The sequence below is a fragment of the Chlorobium sp. genome (assembly GCF_049593655.1).
Classification (GTDB): Bacteria; Bacteroidota; Chlorobiia; order Chlorobiales; family Chlorobiaceae; genus Chlorobium.
On sequence record NZ_JBAWHG010000014.1, the window covers coordinates 69,366 to 91,351 of the forward strand.

At 55.4% G+C, this 21,986-nt stretch carries 26 protein-coding genes, 1 tRNA gene and 1 other RNA gene; 13 read left to right on the top strand and 15 right to left on the bottom strand.

Annotation, left to right across the window (positions count from 1 at the left end):
• Window positions 1-76: 76 nt before the first annotated feature.
• From rpmG to rnpB, 4 genes are all read left to right on the top strand, one after another.
• Entirely contained in the window at window positions 77-259 is a 183-nt protein-coding gene (gene rpmG / locus WBP50_RS02095) for a 50S ribosomal protein L33 (protein ID WP_423931408.1), read from the top strand.
• Window positions 260-325: 66 nt separating this feature from the next.
• Window positions 326-407, top strand: a tRNA-Leu gene (locus WBP50_RS02100).
• A gap of 156 nt (window positions 408-563) precedes the next feature.
• Window positions 564-1,364, top strand: coding sequence for a zinc ribbon domain-containing protein (locus WBP50_RS02105; RefSeq protein ID WP_423931409.1), 801 nt, complete (start codon window positions 564-566; stop codon window positions 1,362-1,364).
• Between the two features lie 37 nt (window positions 1,365-1,401).
• An RNA gene (rnpB, locus tag WBP50_RS02110) (RNase P RNA component class A) lies at window positions 1,402-1,838 on the top strand.
• A 7-nt stretch (window positions 1,839-1,845) separates the two neighbouring features.
• On the opposite strand, the gene WBP50_RS02115 is transcribed toward rnpB, so the two are convergent.
• The 5 genes from WBP50_RS02115 to WBP50_RS02135 all read right to left on the bottom strand — a co-directional run bounded on the left by WBP50_RS02115 (window position 1,846) and on the right by WBP50_RS02135 (window position 5,018).
• Window positions 1,846-2,037: a CPXCG motif-containing cysteine-rich protein gene (locus WBP50_RS02115; RefSeq protein WP_423931410.1), complete on the bottom strand. Its 192-nt coding sequence runs from the start codon at window positions 2,035-2,037 to the stop codon at window positions 1,846-1,848.
• 45 nt (window positions 2,038-2,082) lie between these two features.
• Window positions 2,083-2,907, bottom strand: coding sequence for a hypothetical protein (locus WBP50_RS02120; RefSeq protein ID WP_423931411.1), 825 nt, complete (start codon window positions 2,905-2,907; stop codon window positions 2,083-2,085).
• 112 nt (window positions 2,908-3,019) lie between these two features.
• Window positions 3,020-4,186: a pyridoxal phosphate-dependent aminotransferase gene (locus WBP50_RS02125; RefSeq protein WP_423931412.1), complete on the bottom strand. Its 1,167-nt coding sequence runs from the start codon at window positions 4,184-4,186 to the stop codon at window positions 3,020-3,022.
• A gap of 46 nt (window positions 4,187-4,232) precedes the next feature.
• Complete coding sequence (locus WBP50_RS02130) at window positions 4,233-4,460, bottom strand: hypothetical protein (RefSeq protein WP_423931413.1); 228 nt, start codon at window positions 4,458-4,460, stop codon at window positions 4,233-4,235.
• Window positions 4,461-4,532: 72 nt separating this feature from the next.
• Window positions 4,533-5,018 carry a DUF456 domain-containing protein gene (locus WBP50_RS02135; protein ID WP_423931414.1) on the bottom strand — a complete coding sequence of 162 codons (486 nt, stop codon included), beginning with the start codon at window positions 5,016-5,018 and terminating at the stop codon, window positions 4,533-4,535.
• A 233-nt stretch (window positions 5,019-5,251) separates the two neighbouring features.
• Between WBP50_RS02135 and WBP50_RS02140 the strand changes: the two genes are divergently transcribed.
• Window positions 5,252-5,863: a DUF3793 family protein gene (locus WBP50_RS02140; protein WP_423931415.1), complete on the top strand. Its 612-nt coding sequence runs from the start codon at window positions 5,252-5,254 to the stop codon at window positions 5,861-5,863.
• Window positions 5,864-5,943: 80 nt separating this feature from the next.
• Here the strand turns inward: WBP50_RS02140 and WBP50_RS02145 are convergent, their stop codons facing one another.
• From WBP50_RS02145 to hflX, 5 genes are all read right to left on the bottom strand, one after another.
• Window positions 5,944-7,008, bottom strand: coding sequence for a DUF4332 domain-containing protein (locus WBP50_RS02145; protein ID WP_423931416.1), 1,065 nt, complete (start codon window positions 7,006-7,008; stop codon window positions 5,944-5,946).
• Window positions 7,009-7,072: 64 nt separating this feature from the next.
• Window positions 7,073-7,906, bottom strand: coding sequence for a DUF4412 domain-containing protein (locus WBP50_RS02150; RefSeq protein ID WP_423931417.1), 834 nt, complete (start codon window positions 7,904-7,906; stop codon window positions 7,073-7,075).
• 45 nt (window positions 7,907-7,951) lie between these two features.
• Entirely contained in the window at window positions 7,952-8,524 is a 573-nt protein-coding gene (locus WBP50_RS02155) for a hypothetical protein (RefSeq protein ID WP_423931418.1), read from the bottom strand.
• 20 nt (window positions 8,525-8,544) lie between these two features.
• Window positions 8,545-8,970 (bottom strand): rRNA maturation RNase YbeY, encoded by a 426-nt coding sequence (ybeY, locus tag WBP50_RS02160; RefSeq protein ID WP_423931419.1) that lies wholly within the window; start codon window positions 8,968-8,970, stop codon window positions 8,545-8,547.
• The gene (hflX, locus tag WBP50_RS02165) at window positions 8,951-10,255 is read right to left on the bottom strand and encodes a GTPase HflX (RefSeq protein WP_423931420.1); all 1,305 of its coding nucleotides are present in this window, start codon (window positions 10,253-10,255) and stop codon (window positions 8,951-8,953) included. The genes ybeY and hflX overlap by 20 nt, the downstream gene beginning before the upstream one ends.
• Before the next feature lie 422 nt (window positions 10,256-10,677).
• Between hflX and WBP50_RS02170 the strand changes: the two genes are divergently transcribed.
• Window positions 10,678-11,607, top strand: a complete 930-nt coding sequence (locus WBP50_RS02170; protein ID WP_423931421.1) for a phytoene/squalene synthase family protein — start codon at window positions 10,678-10,680, stop codon at window positions 11,605-11,607.
• A gap of 69 nt (window positions 11,608-11,676) precedes the next feature.
• Window positions 11,677-13,197, top strand: a complete 1,521-nt coding sequence (gene lysS, locus WBP50_RS02175) for a lysine--tRNA ligase (protein WP_423931422.1) — start codon at window positions 11,677-11,679, stop codon at window positions 13,195-13,197.
• A gap of 125 nt (window positions 13,198-13,322) precedes the next feature.
• Here the strand turns inward: lysS and WBP50_RS02180 are convergent, their stop codons facing one another.
• Complete coding sequence (locus WBP50_RS02180; RefSeq protein ID WP_423931423.1) at window positions 13,323-13,589, bottom strand: DUF5763 domain-containing protein; 267 nt, start codon at window positions 13,587-13,589, stop codon at window positions 13,323-13,325.
• 4 nt (window positions 13,590-13,593) lie between these two features.
• A complete protein-coding gene (locus WBP50_RS02185) occupies window positions 13,594-13,929 on the bottom strand; it encodes a hypothetical protein (protein ID WP_423931424.1) in 336 nt (111 codons plus the stop codon).
• A 289-nt stretch (window positions 13,930-14,218) separates the two neighbouring features.
• Here WBP50_RS02185 and WBP50_RS02190 point away from each other — a divergent pair, with 289 nt between their 5' ends.
• The gene (locus WBP50_RS02190; RefSeq protein ID WP_423931425.1) at window positions 14,219-14,908 is read left to right on the top strand and encodes a helix-turn-helix domain-containing protein; all 690 of its coding nucleotides are present in this window, start codon (window positions 14,219-14,221) and stop codon (window positions 14,906-14,908) included.
• Here the strand turns inward: WBP50_RS02190 and WBP50_RS02195 are convergent.
• Window positions 14,893-15,903 (bottom strand): NAD-dependent epimerase, encoded by a 1,011-nt coding sequence (locus WBP50_RS02195; RefSeq protein ID WP_423931426.1) that lies wholly within the window; start codon window positions 15,901-15,903, stop codon window positions 14,893-14,895. The two genes, WBP50_RS02190 and WBP50_RS02195, sit on opposite strands and share 16 nt — an antisense overlap.
• A gap of 246 nt (window positions 15,904-16,149) precedes the next feature.
• Here WBP50_RS02195 and WBP50_RS02200 point away from each other — a divergent pair, with 246 nt between their 5' ends.
• From WBP50_RS02200 to rimO, 3 genes are all read left to right on the top strand, one after another.
• Window positions 16,150-16,485: a tetratricopeptide repeat protein gene (locus WBP50_RS02200; protein WP_423931427.1), complete on the top strand. Its 336-nt coding sequence runs from the start codon at window positions 16,150-16,152 to the stop codon at window positions 16,483-16,485.
• A 109-nt stretch (window positions 16,486-16,594) separates the two neighbouring features.
• A complete protein-coding gene (tgt, locus tag WBP50_RS02205) occupies window positions 16,595-17,734 on the top strand; it encodes a tRNA guanosine(34) transglycosylase Tgt (protein WP_423931428.1) in 1,140 nt (379 codons plus the stop codon).
• A gap of 2 nt (window positions 17,735-17,736) precedes the next feature.
• A complete protein-coding gene (gene rimO / locus WBP50_RS02210; protein ID WP_423931429.1) occupies window positions 17,737-19,026 on the top strand; it encodes a 30S ribosomal protein S12 methylthiotransferase RimO in 1,290 nt (429 codons plus the stop codon).
• 21 nt (window positions 19,027-19,047) lie between these two features.
• On the opposite strand, the gene WBP50_RS02215 is transcribed toward rimO, so the two are convergent.
• Both WBP50_RS02215 and WBP50_RS02220 read right to left on the bottom strand, forming a co-directional pair.
• Entirely contained in the window at window positions 19,048-19,362 is a 315-nt protein-coding gene (locus WBP50_RS02215) for a carboxymuconolactone decarboxylase family protein (protein ID WP_423931430.1), read from the bottom strand.
• A gap of 37 nt (window positions 19,363-19,399) precedes the next feature.
• Window positions 19,400-19,963 (bottom strand): NADPH-dependent FMN reductase, encoded by a 564-nt coding sequence (locus WBP50_RS02220; RefSeq protein ID WP_423931431.1) that lies wholly within the window; start codon window positions 19,961-19,963, stop codon window positions 19,400-19,402.
• A 301-nt stretch (window positions 19,964-20,264) separates the two neighbouring features.
• On the opposite strand from WBP50_RS02220, the gene WBP50_RS02225 reads away from it, so the two are divergent.
• The gene (locus WBP50_RS02225; RefSeq protein ID WP_423931432.1) at window positions 20,265-20,612 is read left to right on the top strand and encodes a helix-turn-helix domain-containing protein; all 348 of its coding nucleotides are present in this window, start codon (window positions 20,265-20,267) and stop codon (window positions 20,610-20,612) included.
• 3 nt (window positions 20,613-20,615) lie between these two features.
• Window positions 20,616-21,920 (top strand): type II toxin-antitoxin system HipA family toxin, encoded by a 1,305-nt coding sequence (locus WBP50_RS02230; protein WP_423931433.1) that lies wholly within the window; start codon window positions 20,616-20,618, stop codon window positions 21,918-21,920.
• The last annotated feature ends 66 nt before the right edge of the window (window positions 21,921-21,986 follow it).

The following is a 21,986-nucleotide window of genomic DNA, read 5'->3' on the forward strand; positions in this document are numbered from 1 at the left end:
AACCTGAACTTGCAAAATCCTTACTGAAGCCTTATATTCATGCCTCTTAACTAAATATATATTACTGAGGTTTCTGATGGCAAAAGGAAAAGAAAACAGGATTGTTGTAACAATCGAGTGCACCGAAGCGAAAAAAGAAGGCAAAACCGTTTCGCGCTACACAACGACAAAAAACAAGAAGAACACCACCGAAAGGCTGCTGCTGAAAAAGTACAATCCGAACATGCAGCGCCACACGGTGCATAAAGAGATTAAGTAACTTTGTTTTTTGACAATACATCGAAAAAAGGTTTATTGTAATCTGGTCTGGTTTTAATTCTGCGAAGCCCGAATGGCGGAACTGGTAGACGCACTCGTTTCAGGGACGAGCGCCGCAAGGTGTAGGAGTTCGAATCTCCTTTCGGGCACTAAAAAGCTTCCACGGCAAGATGCAGACGACAGCAGGTAATAATCGCAGCGAAGGATACGAATCCGGACTGTTTACACATAGCTAAATCAAGGTATGCACCTTTTCCAGAGAAGGTGCTTTTTTTATGCTTCAATAATCCAAAACAAAGGCAATAGTGGATCATACAAAAATCAACCTTCTTGTCAGGCTTCAGCACCTTGACAACCAGATCGAGAACATTATCAGCCTTCAGAAAGGTTTACCGGAAGAGATCACTGCCCTTGACGAAGACCTGGCATTCACCAAACGTCAGATAGAGGCCCGCAAAAAAATTGCTGACGATCACCTGAAACTCCGGCAAAAACTGAATGAAACCATCAACGAGTGCCGGGAGAAAATCAGAACCTTCAAGGAAAAGCAGACCCTTGCCCGCAACAACAAGGAGTATGACGCGCTTTCCAAACAGATAGAGTACGAAGAAAAAGAGATCTCCCAGGCGGAAATACAGCTTCAGGACATCGCTCATGCTGAGCAGCGAACCCTGGAAACCCAGCAGAAAGGACGCCAGCTCATCGATGAAAACCGTTATGACGAGATAACAGAAGAGATGATGCCCGACGATGTGCTTATGCAGCAGCTCGAAGATCTCAGCCGGCAGGTCGGACAGAAAAAAGAGGAACTGCAGGGCATTGTCATTGAAACCGCCGACGAAGTCGATGCGCTGAACAAAAAAATCAGCGAGCAACGCGAGCTCATCATGAGTGAAGCCAAACGCCTTCTCGACAAATACGATCATCTCAGAAGCGGCGTGCTGCAGAACGCTGTTGTAAAACTGAATCGAAACGCCTGTTCCGGATGCAACACCAGGGTTCCCACCAACCGGCACACCATGATTGTGCAGGGCGGATTTTACCTGTGTGAATCGTGCGGAAGGATTGTCGTTCACGAAAGGCTGTTCGATGAAGCGGCCGATTGAATTTTTTCCGTCTCTCTTCAGTTCTTTTTACTTGCTGAAACCGCAAGCGTGCAGTCGCTGCATAACTTTCAGGTTACGCAGAGGAAAGTCCGAACTTCACAGGGCAGGGTGCCGGTCGAGAGTTCAGGAGCTGCCGGTGTAAACCGGAGCATCCGCGATTCAAGCCCGGGGAGAGCGGGGAAAACCCGCTTTCACAGACAGTGCAACAGAAAACAGACCGCTCCGGGAAACCGGAGTAAGGGTGAAACGGCGGTGTAAGAGACCACCGGATGTTCCGGCAACGGGATATGCCTGGCAAACCTCCCCGAAGCAAGGCTAAATAGGAAAACTTTTCCCCTCCGGGGGAAAAAGAGCGGCCCGTTCAATTCCCTTTACCGGGAGAGTTTTCGGGTAAGCCGCATCAGATAAATGGCTGCAGTTTCACCTTCTGCGGAAGGCGATTCACAGAATTCGGCTTACAGCTTCGGTTTCGGCTTTTTTTTTATTCATCCTCGCCATGGACTTCGGCGTGAGCCGTACCCTCTTCATCGAAGGTCATCACGATCGTAAGCGGACGGCAGCAGACAGCACAATCCTCCACGAACTCCTGCCGGAAGTCGTACGATTCGACGGCAACCGTGAAAACCGATCCGCAATACGGGCACTGTACGTCTACATCATCGGAAACGTTCATAGCGACTGCCCTCCCCTGATACGTTGATTTTCCCCAAGGCTGCCCTCAGTTGAACAGAACTGTGACCTCGCGTCCGGTTTCGCCACGCACTCCAGGAACACGGTTCAGCATATCCCGAACGGAATCGGGCGACGAACCGTAACCGGTCAGATTCAGAAGCGCCGGGGCCTGATTTTCATCACCGAGCAGCCGGTCGAAATCCACCTCGGCAAGGATAATGCGCGATCCCTCCCGGCAAACCGCGCTGGTGCTCACCAGGCGTCCCTCAACTCCGACGGAAAGCGTCATGCGGGTACCCTTGAAAACCTCCCTGATAATGGCAAGCGAAAGCTTCTGCTGTTCGGGAGTCGGGGGCGCAGACGGTGGGTCGCTCTTTGCCGCCGGCTTCAGGAGGCTCTCCTCCTCCGGCATCACAATCACAAGCTTTGAGGGCGTACCTTTGCTGAAGCGGAAAAGAATCGGCTCTCTGGATGAAGTCCCCCCTTTTGCAGGAGCATCACGCTCGACGCCCTCGTCGGGACGGCCTGAAACCCTCAGTCGATTGATGTCGCTGAACGAATAAACCGCCTCATAGCCTTCAAAATCACCCTCACGGTAGTGGCGGAAACTCTCGACACGTACACCTTCACCCATCGCGGAGGCATTTCTCTCAAGCGTCTTCCGGTCGGGAGACGAGGTTTTCTCCATTTTGCCCTGCACATCTCCCGAACCGGCCATCATGGTCTTCATATAAGCCATGTTCATCAGCACCCGTTCGGTCACACGACCTCCGCCGTCTGGACGGACCGCAACATGGGTGGAAACCCTGATGCATCCGCCCAGAGCGGCACCCAGAAGCAGGACGACAAAAAAAGAGACCGCATGACGCATCCGAGGCAGCTCCTTATCATTAACCGGTTGATGAGGCATGATACGAACACTCCTACCGATTGCTAACAATGGAAAACCCTCAGGGTGTTCCCCCGGAGCACAAAAAAATGCCTCAGGACCCCTGCCGGAGAAGCGCAAGGCGTCGGCAGGCCTCATCGAGAACCGCATCCTCCTTGGCAAAGCAGAAACGCACCAGATCATCACCCCGCCCCTCGCTGAAAAAAGCGCTGCCGGGGACACTGGCAAGCCCGGTTTTTTCAAGAATGTACATGGCTTTCCGCGTAGCGCTCCGCCCCGGCAGATCTCCTGTATCGGCAAGAACGTAATATGCACCCTCCGGCACATGAGGAGAGAGCCCTGCCTGACGGAGGGCATCACAGAAGCGATCCCGTTTCTTCACGTATTCCCGGGAGAGCGCGCGGTAGTAGCTGTCATCGAGCAGCCGCATGCCTTCAGCGACCGCAGCCTGGAGGGGCGAAGGGGCGCAGACATAGACAAGATCGTTGAAATAGCCGATTGCACTGGCCCAGCGGGCGTCACAGATCGCATAACCCAGCCTCCAGCCGGTAATACTGAAGGTTTTCGAGAAACCGGAAACCGTTATCGTACGGGCTTTCATTCCCGGCAGGGATGCGAACGAAGTGTGACGATGCCCGTCATAGAGGAAATGTTCGTAAATCTCGTCGGTAAACACAAACAGATCGTACCGTTCGGCAAAAGCGGCAATCACCTCGAGATCCTCACGGCTGAATACCTTGCCTGAAGGGTTTGCCGGGGTGTTGACGATAATGCCCCGTGTTCTGGAGGTAACGGCGCGTTCGAGATCGTGCGCAGTGAAGCTCCATCCCGGCAAGGCAAGCGGCACGGATACCGGCACCGCCTCGGCGGCGACAAGCGTACTGACATGATAGCCGTAAAACGGCTCGAACACGATCACTTCGTCCCCAGGGCTGAGCAGCGCCTGAAAAGCGCAGTACATGGCCCCTGTTGCCCCCGCACTGACAATGACCTCGCTCTCGGGATCGACATCCTGACCGGAAAAACGCTTCTGTTTGAGGGCAATGGCTTCGCGCAGGGCTTTCAGACCGGCATAGTGCGTGTAGGTATTGCATCCTTCGGCTACAGCCCTGGCCACACTGCCGGACACCTCCCGAGGAACCGGAGTATCGCAGACTCCCTGCGAAAGATTGATGCCTCCGGCTTTCGCGCAGGCTATGGACATGGTCCTGATCTCCGACTGCATCACGCAGCCGTGGCGGGTGCCGAGAGCAAGGCTCATATGCATGCACTCCTCATGGGTGGTGTTCCATTAAAAAGGAAAGGTTTCAGAACGAAGGAGCGCCCTGTTCGAACATGCTGTGCATGTGCCACCACATCGATCCGGTCATGGCCGCGACGACAAGCATGAGGATACTCATGATCACCGACAGGATAATCATTGCCGGAATGCTCGCAAATACCCATTTTATCATGAACACAACCATCGACCAGAACGGCATGCGGATATCGGTGACAACAACCCTCTCTGCTTCCTGTGCGCTCTTCTCTTCCATTTCGGTATCCTGTTTAGCTTTATTAATAACCCGTGAATCGACACGTACAGCTCCCGTCGCATTACCGGAAACTTACAAAAAACGAACAAAAACAAACACGCCGGCCATAGCAACGGCAATGGCGATTTTTACGGCCCCTCCTGCGGCAAGACCGAGCCAGGCGCCCACTCCTGCCAGACCGGCCGAACGAAGGTTTCTGCAGGCCAGAAGCTCTCCAGCCACGGCTCCGAGAAACGGGCCGGCAAGAAGCCCGGGAATTCCAAAAAACATACCGGCAAAGGTGCCTGCCGCCGCCCCGGCAAGACCGGAGCGCCCGGCTCCGAAACGCTTTGCCCCCACAAGCCCGGCCACTGCATCAAGCAGGAAGGCAAGCCCCGCGAGCAAACCGAGAACGCTGATGGTTCCCCATCCGACATACACGAAGTTCTCGGCCCATGCCGCCGTCAGAAATCCGGCAAAAATAAATACGATACCCGGCAGTGCCGGGATCACAAGCCCGGCATAACCCGTTACGATCAATACGAGTGATACGATCCAGAGAAACGTCGAAGTCTCCATAGGTTATCCGGTTTATACCCTTTTCTGCTCCGCACCTGACGATTCACCGCAAAAAAGACGGGGCCCGCCTCCGGCGGCAACCAGTGATGAAGCTGCCTTTACGTGACGATAAATGCAAGGCGGACTTGCGCAAAAAACGAAAAGCAAATTATTTTAATCTTGTCTAATTAATATTATTTATATATTAAATAACGCAGACAGGTAATTACAGACAGATCAACAATCCGGAAACCATGAGGGACTGTTTTTCAAAAGCAGATCAGGTAAAGCTCGAAAACTGGGAACATAAACTCCGACATTGCCTCGGCTCCAGAGCTCTGCTGGAAAAATGGATATTCGTCCATGCAGCAGGGGTACTGTTCGCCAAAAAACCAGGCGAACTGATCATCATGAAAAAAGACATGTTCGGATTGAACGCTCCTGCATGCCAGGCGATCACGGCGTCATTCTGCCGTTCCTGGAATCTTGAACACCTGCTGCTTTACGATAACGGACACTCTCTGAAAATCATTCTTTACCGCGCCGCTGACGTTGACCGGCGCATTGACACGGCATCGAAAAAGATCCTGCATTGCGTCCTGAAATATCCGTTTGGCCTTGACAGCGCCGCATTTCTCGCAGAAGTGGCAAGGCGCTGGCATGCATCGGGCTCCATTCCCCATGAAATCGGCATCGCTCTCGGCTATCCACTCAAGGATGTATGGGGTTTCATGGGCATCAGCGCCGATTCCTGCAGCGGAAGCTGCGGCTGGAAAATTTTCGGTGATCCCGAACCCTCCATGAAAAAAAAGCATCGCTACGAAAAAGCCCGCGCACTGGCTTCACATTACATCCATGCCGCGTGAACATCTAACCAGAAGGCCCCCGCTTGCGCGGAGGCCTCTTGAAAAAACAGCCGATAACCGGCTTCAGAGCATAACGATGTTCAGTAGGTAACGATGCGGGCGAGCGATTTTGCCTGATCGACCCACTCCCTGACCTGTACCGGAGAAGGGAGTTGCTGAACCAGTTTCCTTTTCATATTGACCTCCTGGATTTTCGCATGCAGGTTTGCCGGGTTGCGCTGGGCAAGTTCGGGAACGGTATCGACGCCGGCTGCCTCAAGCAGTTCGGAATAGGATGCTCCGACCCCCTTGATCCTTGCCAGATCGGCACGGTTCACAAGGGTCAGTACGACCTCTTCGTCCAGGCCTGTCGAGGCAGAAAGCGATCTGCGCCCGGCCCTGTCGCGGCCTTGCAGGAGCAGGTCGTCGAAGCTTTTGACGCCTGCTCCGATAAGCTTCAATGCCTGGGCTTCCGGCACACCTTCGAATGAAGCCACTTCCGGCAGCGCTGAAGCCAGGGAAGCGGGAGCGGACGGAACAGCTTCGGGAGCTTTCGCACTGACCTTCAGAGAGATCAATTCAGGTTTTGCCGCAGGCTGTTGCAAGGCAAGAAACGGCACCTTAACGGGAAGCGCCCCAAGAAGGGCAATGATCTGCTCCCGGAACGGCATCATTTTCGGACCTTCGCTGAGAACGAGCTGGACCGCGGCCCCTGCAGACTCAAGAAGATCACCGAGCGCCCCGGGTCCTCCAAGTTCGCCTCTCTGTACCCGTCCTGCAAGATTGGCGACACCGGGCACGATACGCGATGCGACATCCCTGCCCATTTCGGCCCCGTAGGCGAACAGTGCCGGCGGATTAGACAGAAGAAGACGCTTGACCTCCTCGGGACGCGAGAGCGCCCTGATGGTGCCATCTCCGATGATGGTAGCCTGACAGGCAAGCCGTCCCCCTGCCGCTATCTGACGTTCGGAAAGAAACGCCTTTTCGACGTCGGAGAGTGCGGAGAGCCTGTCGCCGCCCTCCTGCACCGTCACGTAACAGGCCTGGCAGATGCCGTGCCCTCCGCACACATAGCCGACATGGCTGTGGTTGAGCCGGGCTGCCTTGCCGAGGGTCTGCCCGGTTGCCGCCTGGCAAGGCTGGTCGTTGATATACAGGTTCATGGTGTCGATATTGTTGGTTGTTGGATAGCAATCGAGCTGTACGATAATCCGGCAGCGGCAACCCTTACCGGCCCTGCTGCGCCTTCATCTTCTCCCTCATCTGTTTCATCATCGCCTCCACCTCTTCGCGCTGTTTTGGAGCGGTTTCGTAATTCATGGTCGGCAACTCGGTTTTCGTGTAGCCTGCAGGTACCTCGAAAAGCGATGCTTCGAGGCTCTGTCTGTCGACCTTTACCAGCTCGGTGGTGACGCCGGAGGGCGACTGCACCATTTTCACCGGAAACCCGTCATAACCGGCTGCTTTCATGCGCTTGGCGAATTCCGGCATATCCTTGTCGCGGGTGCTCTGCATTCTTGCGTAGGTGGCGTAATCGAGCACATCCTTGGAAACCCACATATCCGAAACGTTTTCACCGTTGGTCACCCGGACGTGCGTGCAGGAGTAGCCGTTGACGCTCTCCTTTCCGAGATTTTCGATTTTCGCATCCTTGTAAAAATCGGAGTACCCCTCTTCGGCGGCCTCTTTTTTCATCTCGTCGGTATCGATAAGCGTATAGGTTTTGTTGCTCTCGTTGATGAGATAGACCAGATTGGGGGTTTCTGAGGGCGAAACGATCACCATCTGCAGACCTGCGGGCATGTTTTTTATGTTCGATTTCGTCTCCATGCGCACCCCTTCTTTGGCGATGAACATTTTCGTCTCGGTGGTTCCCGCTTCGGGAATGGTGGTTTTCATGGTAAGCAAACCCTCGAACTCACGTGAAAACGAGAGGAGTGAACCACCCGGTTTGCCGCTTTCAGCGGAAGGCTTTTCTCCGTCTTTTGAACTGTTGCCGCACGCTCCCACAAAGAGAACGGTAAACAGTGCCAGGATAACGACAGAAAACAGTTTACGCATGGCCGTAAAATGGTTATGGTTGAAAAAAGTGACGAAAAAAATCCATCAGGGACGGGAAAGCTGCTCGAACGAGTAGACAAAGGCGATGGTGCCGATCCTCGCGTTCAGCCCCATGACCGGGACCAGAAACAGGCTGCTTCCCTCGGAGAGGGAGTAGGAAACGATCTCCTCCGAAGCCGCATTCATGCCGGGATAGAGCCCTGAAAACGCAAGGCCCTGGAGTTTCCTGTCGGTAGATACCCTGACCGTTCCGTCCGGATCGAGCAGCATGAGCACGCCGAACTGCTTTTTTGCGATCAGTTCGCTGAAATACTCGTCGATCTGCCCGTAATTCTGCTGCATCAGTTCACGGCGGACCGCCCAGGCGAGCGGAACGGCAAAGAGCCTGACGTCCGAGCGCTGCAGGGCAAGCGAACGCTCATCGAGGAGTTTTTCATATCGCAGCTTTTCGGACGAAGCCTTCTCAGCGGCGTCCCTGAGCCGGAATTCACCGAGATAGTAGACGAGAGCTATGCTTCCGGCAAGAAGAAGCACGGCGACCGGCAGGGCAACCGAGAAAAAACGTTTCAGGGGAGAGCGCTTTTCGACCGGTGATTCGGAAAAATCCTGAGCGTCCATTGGTTTACCGGATTTCTGGTTTACGGGTTTACGGCATCACGCAAACGATTGAGATAGAGTTCCTCCTTCTCCTGGATATGGAACCGTTCCTCGGGTGTTCCATCTTCGTAGCCGATCAGATGAAGCGCAGAATGGATGGTCACGCGCAGGAGTTCCATGAGAAAATCCGTACCGAAACGGCGGGCGTTCTCCCCGATCACATCGAGTGAAATGTAGAATTCCCCCTCCACCTCGCTTCCCTCGTTGTAGCGGAAGGTTATGGTATCGGTAGCGTAGTCGTGCTGCAGGAACTCCCGGTTGATGCTTCTGATCAACCTGCGTCCGCAGTAGACCGCAACAATCTCCTCCACACTGAACCCCTCGGAAGCGAGAACGTCTTTGACGGCGAGTTCAAGGAGATCTTCGGGAAGGGCTTTCCTTGTGGTGTTAAATATCTGCAGCGGCATGCTCCATTTCCCGGAAAGCGTTGATGTGCGCGTCGATATGCTTGATACTGTTTTTGTGCACTCTGTAGGTCAGTTCGATCTCTTCATCAAGATAATGCTTTTCGATCACTTCCGCATGTTCGTAGAGATAGCCGATCAGCTTGTAGTTCGACACATGGGTACGGATTTTCCGCTCCCTGAAATCCTTTGCCAGGTGGTCGCCGACTTTTTCCTTCAGGGAGGAAAGATTGATTCCGCGCGCCGCCGATATGAAAACCGCATCGGGATAGCTCGTGCGCAGCTCCCGGAGTACTGCCGTATCATCGAGCGCGTCGATCTTGTTGAAAACCTCGATAATGTTGTCGTGCTGCACGCCTATCTCCTTCAGGGTCAGGCGCACCACCTGCATCTGCTCCTCGAAACCCGGATGGCTCACATCGATCACGTGCAGAAGAAAATCGGCCTGCAGCACCTCGTCGAGCGTAGACTTGAAGCTCTCCACAAGGTTGTGCGGCAGCTTTCTGATGAATCCTACCGTATCGGAGAGCAGCACAAGCTTGTTGATTTTCAGCTCCAGACGCCTTGTTTTCGTATCGAGCGTGGCAAACAGCCTGTTTTCGGCAAAAGCCCCGGCTTCGGGACAGAGCGCATTCATCAGCGTGGACTTGCCGGCATTGGTGTAGCCCACCAGGGCGACCCCGGGGATCGACCGGCGTCCCTGCGTCTGGGTACTGTGCTGCAGCGAAACATCGCGCAGCTTTTTCTTCAGCCACGAAATACGGTTGCGCACCAGCCGCCGGTCGGTTTCGATCTGCGTTTCTCCGGGACCTTTGGTGCCGATGCCTCCCTTCTGTTTCGACAGATGGGTCCACTGGCCGGAAAGGCGCGGAAGCATGTACTCGAGCTGGGCAAGCTCGACCTGCATTTTAGCCCGGGCGGATTTTGCCCTGATGGCGAAAATCTGCAGGATCAGACCGGTGCGGTCGATCACCTTGCATTCAAAAGCCCGTTCGAGATTTCTTGCCTGGCCAGGAGAGAGATCATCATCGACAATAACGATGTCGATCTGCTCCTCCCTGATATATCCGGTAAGTTCATCGACCTTGCCTTTGCCGATATAATGGGCCGGATCGCGCAGCTTGCGCTCCTGGATGATCGTATCGAGCACATCCGCTCCCGCGGTATCGGCAAGAAAAGCAAGTTCCGAGAGATACTCCTCCACCTGCTGTCGCGGTATCTCGGGAGGAGAGCACAACCCTATAAGCACCGCCCGTTCCCTGGGCCGGTCAAGTACATATGTATTCAATATATCTGGTACCTGTTACGTAACTGAATGAATTACAACACGCTGCCCCGTGGGCATTTTGCGATATTTGACGCATTGTTTTATCTTGCCACAACATGAGGAAACCTTGAATAAATTCCATTGCGCCTCTGAACGGCTCCACGGACTGTGTCCGCAACCCCCATGTTCCGGAATTGCACTCTGCACCGGCGAAATGCCCGTTCGGCTTTCGGGAGTCTCGAAAACAGGCCCGATAGTCGATAAACGGATATTCCAGTCAGAAAAACGTTTCTCTATCTTTAAAAGTTACACATTTTTGCGCTCATAAGCATCCGGGAAAACCGCCGTCAGTACCTCGTCCAGACCGGCAGACGGAAAAGGTTTTTCGCCGCACCCTCAGGGGACCGGGAAGTGGAGTCTGAATAGTAAAGTACGCATGTTACATGAATTACCGTTATAATGGACAGACTACCATGCAGGGAACCGAAAAAACGCTCACCCTCGACAACGCATACCGGTACTGCAGGGAGATATCGAAACATCACGCCAAGACCTTCTATCTGGCGACTCTTTTCCTGCCAAAACGCCAGCAGAACCCTATTTTTGCTATCTACGCCCTGCTCAGAACGGTTGACGATCTTGTCGATCTGGCCGAGGACAAGCTCACCAACGGGCAGATTACCCGGCAGGAGATCAACAGCCTGCTTGAAAACTGGAAAACAAGGCTGAAAAGCTGCTATCGTGGGGAGGTCGATCACGACCCGATCATGATGGCGTGGCACGACACCCTGAAAACCTATCCCATCGCCATGGAACTGCCGCTGGATCTTATGGATGGCGTGGCCATGGATATCGAGTTCAGGAAGTTCGAAACCTTCGACGAGCTCTACGTCTACTGTTACAAGGTCGCCTCGGTCGTCGGGCTCATGACTTCCGAAATTTTCGGCTACAGCGACCGGCAGGCGCTGCAGCATGCCATCGAACTCGGCATCGCCATGCAGCTCACCAACATCCTGCGTGATATCGGCGAGGATATCGACCGCGGAAGAATTTACCTTCCCATGGAGGATCTGAAGCGGTTCAACTACAGCGAGGAGGAGTTCATGAAAAAAACCATGAACGACAACTTCCTCGAACTGATGAAGTTCCAGATCGAACGGGCAAGAAGCTACTACCGTTCCGCCGAAAAAGGCATTCCCATGCTTGAAAAAGAGAGCCGGTTCGCCGTCATGGTCAGCAGCAGGAACTACTGCAACATCCTCAAGGCCATCGAAAAGAACGGCTACGACGTCTTCTCCCGCAGGGCATACCGTTCGTTCTTCCAGAAAATCCGTACCATTCCGGGAATCTGGTACAAAACAAGCGTATCATAGCGGCGCCGACCATCGGAGTGCCGGAGTCTTCAGCACAGCAAAACACCTTTATTCATTTCAACCGCCATCATGCCGAAAGAGAACCAGAACCAGGAACAACCGCAGCTTTCCCTCAACGACCAGATGCAGCGCCGTTACGACGAGCGTCTGCACCTCATGGAATCAGGGGTCAATCCCTACCCCTGCCAATTCGACGTAACGGCCGCTTCGACCGATATCATTGAAACCTTCCGCGAGGAAGAACAGCGGCCGGTATCGGTAGCTGGAAGGATCATGACCATCCGCAAGATGGGCAAAGCATCGTTTTTCCACCTGCAGGATTCGAAAGGCCGCATCCAGATCTATCTGAAAAAAGACGAAGTGGGAGAGAGTGCCTACAGCACCTTCAAACTGCTCGACATCGGCGACATCGTGGGAGTCGAAGGCTACAGCTTCAGAACAAAAACGGGAGAGGTTTCCGTGCACGCCCGTCAGTTCGAACTGCTCAGCAAATCGCTTCGCCCCATCCCGGTCGCCAAGGAGAAAGAGGTAGATGGCCAGAAAGTTGTGTACGACGCCTTCAGCGACAAGGAACTTCGCTACCGGCAGCGTTACGTCGATCTGATCGTCAACCCCGAAGTCCGCGACACCTTCATCCGGCGCTCGGCGATCGTGAGCTTCATGCGCCAGTTCTTCTCCGCGAAGGGGTGGCTCGAAGTCGAAACCCCGATTCTGCAGCCGATCTACGGAGGAGCCGCGGCAAGGCCGTTCACGACCCATCACAACGCGCTCGACATGCAGCTCTACCTGCGCATCGCCAACGAGCTCTACCTCAAACGGCTGATCGTGGGCGGCTTCGACGGTGTTTTCGAGTTCGCCAAGGATTTCCGCAACGAAGGCATCGACCGGTTCCACAACCCCGAATTCACCCAGGTCGAACTCTACGTGGCCTACAAGGACTACAACTGGATGATGGAGCTTGTCGAGGAGCTGCTCTACCGCACAGCCCTCAGTGTCAACGGAACGCACGTAACGAGCTTCCTCGGCAACGACATATCCCTTGAACCGCCCTTCAGGCGGCTGAGCATCGTCGACGCCATAAAGGAGTACTGCAATGTGGACGTCAGCGGCAAAAACGAAAGCGAGCTGCGTTCGGCGGCCAAGGATCTCGGTCTGGAACTCGATCCGAAAATCGGCGCAGGAAAAATCATCGATGAAATCTTCGGCGAATTTGTCGAGCCGAAGCTCATCCAGCCGACCTTCATTACCGACTACCCTACCGAAATGTCGCCGCTCGCCAAGGAACACCGCTCGAAACCAGGCTTCGTCGAGCGGTTCGAGCTGATCGCCGGCGGCAAGGAACTCTGCAACTCCTTTTCGGAACTGAACGACCCGGTCATCCAGCGCGAGCGCCTCGAAGCGCAGGCGAAACTGCGTCTTCGCGGCGACGAAGAGGCCATGGTGGTGGACGAGGACTTCCTCCGCGCGCTGGAATACGGCATGCCCCCCTGCGCCGGACTCGGCATCGGCATCGACCGCATGGTTATGCTGATCACCGGACAGGAATCGATCCGCGACGTCATTTTCTTCCCGCACCTGAAGCCGGAATGAGCCGAAGGATATTCCACAGACAAATCAAAAAAACCCCGACGCATACCGGGGTTTTTTTGATTTGTGGTTTTCAGTTTTCCGCTGCCTGACCGGAAAAGCACGCTCAGCAGCGCCTCGATCAGGCCTTACCAGCCCAGCAATTTTCCTATTTCACTCCAATCCCCGGTTGCCGCCCCGTACAGCACAGCCAGAACAATGATAAGCAGCAACCAGCCTGTTGTAGCGCTGGCACGCACCGGACTCTGTTCCTGCTTCATGTTCGTCTGATTTGCAGCAGGCTTCCGTCTGCTTGCCCTGCCGGATGGCTTGCCGCCATGAAGACGACAATATCCGTTTGCTCCAGCCTCATTGCGACACGGCTTTCCGGATTTCGTGTGTCCGCGACACTGCATTGTATCAACCAGCTAATCTTTTGGGAAATCCCCGGACATTCCGGGCATAACGGCCCCGGCAATCCTTCCAGGGCCACAACGGTTCCGGAGCGTTGTCAGGGTCCGGTTCAGGAACATCGTCAGGGCTGCCAGGCTCCGGCGCATCATCAGGATTCGGCTCAGGAGCATCGTCAGGGTTGCCTGGCTCCGGCGCATCGTCGGGATTCGGTTCAGGAGCATCGACAGGATTGCCAGGCTCCGGCGCATCATCGGGATCAGGCATGGGAAAAACCATGACCGGAACATGCTTTTCGAAACAAGTACGTGATACCCTCATATCCGGGATGCTGACAAGGTTCATGAAAGGATACCCTCGGGATGCCGCGTAATACGGTAAAGGTAAGGATAATTCCGGATTACACACGAAACCGGCTGACGAATCAGGAGACATGCACGGATACCGGGGAAAATGTTGCAAAACCGCAAAAAAACACCGCTCCACAACTGTCCTGACACGCTGAATCCATACTTTCATGATTATATTGAGACGTGGTTCAACGCAGTACACGGGGATTCCAAACGTCGCGCGATGCATCAGTCGGGATGCAAAAAGGCAGACGGTCTCCCCTCAACATCCTGACCCGGACCTCATGACCCCTATCCGCAGCCGTTTCCAGCAGCTCTCCCTCTCCGAACTCGTAGCGGAGGGTGAAAACGGGCAGACCGAGTTCAAAAGGCTCGTGCACTCGCCCTCAAAAATCGCCAAACCCATTACGGCTTTCGCCAATACCGCAGGAGGCGTCATTCTCATCGGCGTGGATGACGACAAACGGATCGTTGGCATCCACAGCGAAAAAGAGATCCTTGAAATAGTCGATGAAGGGGTTAAACTGCACATCGATCCGGAACCGGAAATCGAGATCTACCACGAGGAGTTCAAGCGAAGGCTGGTACTCATGGTGCTGGTTCCCGAAAGCCCCGACAAACCGCACTCCCACATCGAACAGACCAGGGACCCGCACACCGGAAAGTCCGTGACGGAAAAGCGGGTCTATATCCGCGAAGGGAGCCGCAACCGGGCGCTGTGCGACGACCGGATAACCCTGATGCAGTCGAAAAAAAATCCGCTGAAGCTCTCGTTCGGCGTCGCCGAGAAAATGCTGCTCGGCTACCTGCAGCAGAACCGGCAGATCACCGCTGGCGAATACGGAGAGATGGCGGGAATCCCGCTGGCGGAAGCCAGGGAGCGACTTATAGCCCTGGTTCGCTCAGGTGCGCTCGCTCTGAGGACCGAGGGCCCTTCGAGCAGCTATACCCTTTCCGTTCAGGCGATGCCGTAGTAGTCGCGGTACCACGCCACGAACCGCCGCACCCCTTCCTCGACGGGCGTTTCGGGCTTGTAGTGCACATCCTGCATGAGCTGCTCGACATCGGCATAGGTATCGGGCACATCGCCCGGCTGCATGGGAAGAAACTCCTTTTCCGCTGTCCTGCCGAGCTGCCGTTCGAGCGCTCCGATGTAGTCCATCAGGTTGACGGGTTTGCTGTTGCCGATATTGTACACCTTCCAGGGCGCACGGCTCGAACCGGGATCGGGATGCAGCCCCGACCAATCCGGATTGCTTTCGGCATTGTGATCGAGCGTGCGGATCACTCCCTCGACGATGTCGTCGATGTAGGTGAAATCGCGCCGGTGGTTGCCATAGTTGAACACCTTGATCGGGCGGTTGTTCAGGATGGCGTCGGTAAAAAGAAAAAGCGCCATATCAGGGCGTCCCCAGGGACCGTAGACGGTAAAGAAGCGAAGTCCGGTTGCTGGAATATTGTAGAGATGGCTGTAGGTGTGCGCCATCAGCTCGTTGGCTTTCTTGCTGGCCGCATAGAGAGAGAGCGGGTGATCGACATTGTCATGCACGGAAAACGGCATGGTTTCGTTGGCCCCGTACACCGAACTCGACGAAGCGTACACAAGATGGGCGACGTCGTTGTGGCGGCATCCTTCGAGAATGTTCAGAAAACCCAGCAGATTGCTTTCGACATAGGCGTGAGGATTCTGCAGCGAGTAGCGCACTCCTGCCTGGGCCGCAAGGTTGATCACTTTATCGAACTTACCCGTACGGAAAAGCTCTTCGATGCCCTGCCGGTCTGCAAGATCGGTTTTCACGAACCGGAAATTCGCGTGCGGCTCGAGAAGCCTGAGCCGGGCCTCTTTCAGGCTCACATCGTAGTAGTCGTTGAGATTGTCGAGACCTGTGACGGTATCCCCTCTTCCGAGAAGACGCTGGCAGACATGGAATCCGATAAAACCCGCAGCTCCGGTAACCAGAACGTTCATCGATACATGATTTAAGGTTGATACGGGCCGCCATAACGACACGCAGATGATTTCAGGGAAAATAAGAAAAGAACCTTGCTTTCCCGGCATTGAAAAGAACCTTCCGGGCGGCGTATTACATCGGGGCACTGCCCCTGAAGGTTCAGGAAATGCAATAAAAGCGCGTAATGATCCAGAAAAATAACCTTTTGTCAATGTTGAACGATACGTATCATTAAGAAAAGCCATAGAGACGACCGGACCGCCATGATGAATCATACAGGAACCCGCATACCGGTCATTATCCTCCTGCTCAGCTTTCTGCTCTCGGCCGCCGACGGCGCCGGAGGGCCGAAAACATCGGAAGATTACTACTGGAGCGGCAAGGACAAATACCACAGCGGCGACTATCAGGGCGCCATCGAGGATTACAACAATGCCGCCGAACTGGCGCCCGGCGTAGCGAAAATCTTCGGCAGCAGAGCCGCGGCCAAACGCAAGATCGGCGACAGGGAAGGAGCGCTCAACGATGCCCGCACCGCCGCCCGGCTTGGCGACAAGGACGCCCAGCGCATTCTGCGCATGCTCGGCTACGACTGGTAGCCTATCTTTTCGGCTCTTCGGTGCTATCCGGGCGCCTCCGTTTTTTTCTTCCCGCAAAAAGTCGTTAGATTGGCGGTTTCAACCCTTTCGGGTACCACTTAAAACCGTCATGAGCGTGCAATTCAGCGTCACCGCCACCGATCCGCAATCCGCCGCGCGATGCGGGGTACTCCATACGGATCACGGCACCATCCCGACCCCGATCTTCATGCCGGTAGGTACGAGGGCCAGCGTGAAGTCCGTGCCGACCGATCTTCTTGAAGGCCTCAACGTCCGCATCATTCTGGCCAACACCTACCACCTCTACCTGAAGCCAGGCAACGATATCATCCGCAAGGCCGGCGGCGTGCACCGGTTCATGAACTGGAACGGCCCGCTCCTGACCGACAGCGGCGGCTACCAGGTCTACTCGCTCTCCGACCTTCGCAAGATCACCGAGGAAGGGGTCACCTTCAAGTCGCACATAGACGGCTCGAAGCTGCAGTTCACACCGGAAAACGTTGTGGATACGCAGCGCATCATCGGCAGCGACATCATGATGCCGCTCGATGAGTGCCCCCCATCCACCGCGGAGCGCAGCTATGTGGAAAAGTCCGGGGAGCTCACCCTGCGATGGGCCGAACGCGCCAGAAAACACTTTCTCGGGACCTCACCGCTTTACGGGCATGAGCAGTATCAGTTCGGCATCACGCAGGGAGGCGTGCATGCGGATTTGCGCACCATATCCTCGAAGGCGCTCGTGGATCTCGACTTCGACGGTTACGCGGTGGGCGGCATGGCGGTAGGAGAACCCGCCGAAGCGATGTATCGGGTGCTCGAACTCTCGCACACCCTGCTTCCGGAGCACAAGCCCCGATATCTGATGGGCGTGGGCACGCCGGAAAACATCCTCAACGCCATCGAACGAGGCATCGACATGTTCGACTGCGTGATCCCCACCCGCGAAGGGCGCAACGGCCGGGTCTACACCCGCAAAGGCGCCATGAACCTCCGCTCCGCGAAATACGCCGAGGATTTCCGGTCCATCGACGAAGGCTTCCCGAACGATGTGTGCCGCAGCTACTCCCGCGCCTACATCCGCCACCTCCTGAACGTTGGGGAAATTTTCGGACTCACGCTCTGCACCATGCAGAATATCTCCTTCTTCATGTGGCTCACGGCCACCGCCCGGTCAGCGATACAGAACGGCGCCTTCACGGCATGGAAGGAGGAATTTCTCCGCGAGTTCAACGGCAACACCCAGAGTTAACCATGCGAAACATCTTTCTCCTGAGCCTCGGCTGCTCGAAAAACACCGTCGATTCCGAACGGCTGATGGCCCAGGCCGCCGCAAGCGGCATGACCTTTACAGAGGTTGCCGACGACGCCGAAATCATCCTCATCAACACCTGCGGTTTCATCCAGGACGCCAAGGAGGAGTCCATAGCCGAAACCCTCGCTGCCATCCGGAAAAAGCAGGATGGAGCGGTGCAAAAGGTTTTCGTGATGGGATGCCTGCCGGAGCTTTACCGGAAAGAACTGGGGGAGGAGATGCCCGAGGTGGACGGGTTCTTCGGCACCCGCGAACTTCCCGAAGTGCTCCAGGCTATCGGAGCCGGGTACCGCGAGGAGCTGCTCGACCGGCGCATGCTGCTTACACCGCCCCACTACGCGTTTCTGAAGATCGCCGAAGGGTGCAACCGGCAGTGCTCCTTCTGCTCGATCCCGAAAATCCGGGGTCGCTACCGGAGCCAGCCGCTGGAACAGCTTCTGCGCGAAGCCGCGCTCCTGAAGGAGGCGGGAGTGCGTGAGCTGAACCTCATAGCTCAGGACATCAGCGTCTACGGTTGCGACCTCGGGGGCAAGCCGCTCCTGAACGATCTCGTGCTCCGCCTCTCCGATATGGAGTTCCGGCACATCCGCCTGCTCTACGCCTACCCGCTGAACTTTCCGATGGAGGTGATCGACACCATGCGCGAGCGCGAGAACGTGTGCAACTATCTTGACATGCCGCTGCAGCACTGCAACGACCGCATCCTTCGCTCGATGAACCGGGGTATCGACAAGAAAGAAACCATTCGGCTGCTCGAAGAGATCCGTCGACGCAACCCTGACATCCGGCTCCGCACCACCATGATCGCCGGCTACCCCGGCGAAACCAGGGAGGAGTTCGAGGAACTGCTGCGGTTCGTCGAAGAGACCCGCTTCGAGCGGCTCGGCTGCTTCCCCTACTGCCACGAGGAGTACTCGCCCGCATTCCGGCTCGAAGACGATGTAAGCCCCGAAGAGAAGCAGGATCGCGTGGCCGAACTGATGGAATTGCAGGAAGCCATTTCGCAGGAGAAGAACCGGGAGTTCGAAGGCAGGGAAATCGTGGTGCTCGTCGATCAGGTGGACGAGGATATGGCCGTCGGCCGCACCCAGTACGACGCCCCGGAAGTGGATAACGAATGCATACTCGAAACCGCCGGTTTCGACGTCCGGCCCGGCATGTTCTGCCGCGCGATGATTACCGACTCGACGCCCTACGATCTGGAGGGCGCGGTAACCGGAATCGAGTAAAAGACCCGGTCACCGGGGCCGCTACCGCCCCTCCCCGTCGTAAGCCTCCAGCGCTGGAGGAAGTGCGCCTATCACCACCGCTCCTGCGGCAGGCAGGCCTATAAGAACCGCGCTCACCACCTCCTCACGCGAGGCGCCGTGAGATTTGGCGGAAAGCACATGGAAGGGGATCCCCGATGTATTGCCGGTAGCGGCAAGAACCGCCACATATGCCAGTTCCTCCGTCTTCCTGTCGAGCGCGCTGGCGGCATCCAGCGCCTTTGCCGCCTGCATCCAGGCTTCGGCATGCGCCGGAGCTTCCTGCATGAACAGGGCAAACGCCTTTGAAACACTCATCGAACCCCCCTCTTTACGTTTTCTTTTCCTGAAAAACTCACTTGCTGCCGGTGCCGGTTTCAACCCAGGCCGCGAACGCCTGCATGAACTTCACGGCGAACTCCCTGAACGAGTCGCTCGCAAGATTGCCGCTCTCGTCGAACAGGTTCGCGACGTTGCCGATATACGCCTCGGGCTGCTGCATGGCAGGGACGTTCAGGAACACCAGCGACTGGCGCAGGTGATGGTTCGCGCCGAACCCGCCGATCGCTCCCGGCGAAACACTCATCACCGCCCCCGGCTTGCCGTTCCAGACGCTCTTGCCGTATGGGCGCGACCCCACGTCGATGGCATTTTTCAACGCGGCAGGCACCGACCGGTTGTACTCCGGCGTAACGAAGAGTACCCCGTCGCTAGCCGCAATCTGTGCACGGAATGCATTCCATGCCACAGGTGGCGGGTCGGTTTCGATGTCCTCGTTGTAAAGCGGAAGCCCGGCGATCTCTATTACCTCAAGCTTCAGCGAAGCGGGCGCAAGCGCTGCGAGAGCCTTGGCCATTTTTCTGTTGAAAGAGTCCCTCCGCAGACTCCCAACGATAACCGCAATCTTTTTCTCTGTCATAGCCGCTACTCCTTTCAGGTGTTCAACAATCGTCATTATATAATCATAACGCTATCCGGAGACATTTCGTGGAGAAAAAAAAGGGGTTTCAAAAAAAAATCCCCGAAGCACCCGGAAGCATTCCGATGAATGGCCTGATCAGAAAACAGACAATTAACCGGTTATTATGAATTAAAAATCACGCATAGAGATCATTTCAACACAATAGCGAATGAAAAAACGTTCAAACATTATACTTTCAAGCGGAAAAACAATACATTACGAATGACGACTCATGCATTACCAATAAAAAAGCAACGTTATGACTGATTATTCGCTCACAAAATGGCCGTCAATGAGCGACAAGGCGCTGGTCGGACATATCGGGGCTTTTGTAAGGCACCACCGCATGGAGCAGAATAAAACCCAGGACGAACTGGCTCATGCCGCCGGCATCAGCCGCTCGACCCTGAGCCTGCTGGAAAGAGGCGAAGCGGTTACCCTCGGCACCCTGATTCAGGTGCTCCGGGTACTGGACCAGCTGCAGGTAATGGAGGCGTTTGTGGTGGAGCAGCGCATCAGCCCGCTCGCGATGGCCAGAATGCAGAAAGAGAAACGGCAGCGGGCGCGAGGAAAAAAAGGCGGAAATGCAGCGGAACATGAATGGTGAAACATGAACGTAGCGGAAGTGAGCATATGGGGAGAGCTGGCCGGCGCGGTGGCATGGAACGATGCCGCAGGACTGGCTGCGTTTGAATATGATCCCGGCTTCAAATCGAAGGGATGGGATATCGCTCCCCTGCAAATGCCGGTTTCGGGTACCAGAAACATCTACAGTTTTCCGGCCCTGCGCAAAAAGGCCGAACCTGCCCTGGACTCCTTCAGGGGCTTGCCCGGCTTACTGGCGGACGTGCTGCCGGACCGGTACGGAAACGAACTGATCAACCAGTGGCTTGCCCGGCAGGGCCGTCCGCAGGACAGCATGAATCCGGTGGAGATGCTCTGCTTCATCGGAACCCGGGGTATGGGCGCCCTTGAGTTTCAGCCCGCCACCATGAAAGAGAGCAAACGCACCTTCGCCGTCGAGATAGAGAGTCTGGTGGACATGGCAAAAAAAATGCTCTCCGGAAAAGAGGCTTTTGCCGCCAACTTCAGGACGGACGAGGAAAAAGCCATACCGGAACTGCTCCGTATCGGCACGTCTGCCGGCGGAGCAAGGCCGAAGGCCGTCATTGCGTACAACGAAAAAACAGGGGAGGTCCGATCAGGTCAGGCCTCTGCCCCCAAAGGCTTCGAGCACTGGCTCGTCAAGCTGGACGGAGTGAGCGACATACAGTTGGGCGCGAGCCACGGCTATGGAAGGGTTGAAATGGCGTATTGCAACATGGCCACAGCCTGCGGCATAACCATGATGCCGTCACGATTGCTGGAAGAAAACGGCCGGGCCCACTTTATGACCAAACGCTTCGACCGGGAAGGCGGTTCAACGAAACATCACATACAGACCTTCAGCGCACTGAAGCACTTCGACTACAACTCGGTAACGAGTTTCAGCTATGAGCAGCTTTTTCAGACCATGCGCGAACTGAAACTGACCTATCCCGAAGCCGAGCAGATGTTCAGAAGAATGGTTTTCAACGTGGCGGCCCGGAACTGCGACGACCACACCAAAAACTTTTCGTTCCGGCTGAAAAAGGATGCCCGGTGGGAACTGGCTCCGGCCTATGACCTCTGCCACGCATACCAGCCCGATCATCGATGGGTAAGCCAGCATGCCCTGAGCATCAACGGAAAACGGACGGACATTACCAGAGAGGACCTTCTTGAAATCGGCAGATCAATCAAAAACAAAAAGGCATCGGAAGTAATCGACGAAATCAATGCAACGGTAGCACAATGGAAACAATATGCCGACGAAACAGCCGTCTCGCCCGGCCTGCGCGACCGGATCGCCAAAACCCTTGTCCATCTGAAATAATCGACCGGCCTGCGGAGGAAACCTGATTGCTCGAATCTTTCGATCCTTTCCACCACCATCCTGCGA